Here is a 574-nt window from a genome sequence, read left to right on the forward strand (position 1 = left end):
CTCTGCATCTGGGGGCGGGAGGCGTCCAGTTGGAGGGGCGGGGCCCGTCGCCGTGCAGGCACCACGTGACAGATGCGACAGGAAACCGGTGGCCGCAAATGATTTCCTGAGAATATATTTCCTTCGAAGAACTAAGGAGGCGCGGCGATGGCTTCGATGGTCATTCACGACCGGCGGCTGACCGGCGATACCCCGGCCTACTATAACTTCGTCATGCAGGTGAACATCCGTGTCTCCATCCGCCACATCGTCGAGGTGGTGGCACGGCGGGCCCGGCAGGTGCGCAGGCTGAACCGCCTGCACATCCTCTGCCACGGCTACGAGAACAACTGGGACCTGGGTGGCCGGATGTGCCTGCCCGCGGCCCATGGCGGTTTCGGCCTGCAGCTCGGCACGGAGGGGCTGAGCCTCTTCAACTATGGGCTGACCTCGGCCTGGAAGGGGCTGGTGGACGAGATCGTGCTCTTCGCCTGCGCGCCGGCGGACACCTACCGGGGCAATGTCGGCACCTGGGGCGACGGCCGGCGCTTCTGCGGCTACCTGGCGCTGACCACGGGCGCGCGGGTCATCGCGG

The 574-nt window shown here is 66.6% G+C and carries 1 protein-coding gene; it reads left to right on the forward strand.

Going from position 1 to position 574, the window contains the following annotated elements; genetic code table 11:
- Nucleotides 1–147: 147 nt before the first annotated feature.
- Nucleotides 148–574 (forward strand): hypothetical protein (locus tag AC1DWF_RS37045; protein ID WP_476843408.1); only part of this gene is annotated, 427 nt, incomplete at its 3' end.

It is taken from the genome of Aminobacter sp. P4_D5, assembly GCF_056401815.1.